The sequence below is a fragment of the Acinetobacter guerrae genome (assembly GCF_009372255.1).
Classification (GTDB): domain Bacteria; phylum Pseudomonadota; class Gammaproteobacteria; order Pseudomonadales; family Moraxellaceae; genus Acinetobacter; species Acinetobacter guerrae.
Window position 1 is genome coordinate 1 of sequence record NZ_LXGN01000035.1, and the last position, 228, is coordinate 228.

General features: G+C 38.6%; 1 pseudogene. It reads left to right on the forward strand.

Annotation, left to right across the window (positions count from 1 at the left end):
• Nucleotides 1-228 (forward strand): annotated as a pseudogene (locus tag A7A69_RS16855) (ABC transporter ATP-binding protein); the annotation flags it as partial.

The following is a 228-nucleotide window of genomic DNA, read 5'->3' on the forward strand; positions in this document are numbered from 1 at the left end:
TTTTATGCTTTTTATCACAATTTCACAAAACCTTTTTTCTCTTTAAAGTCAAAGATGTCGTTTTGACAGGCCGTGCTGCATTTAGTCATTTTCACCCCACCAAACAGGATGAATATCTGGTATATCAGGCATTGTAAGAGCTAGATATCGGCCAGTTAAAACATCAGGCTTATACGGAGCTTTCAGGTGGAGAACGACAATTGGTGATGTTCGCTCGAATATTAGTAC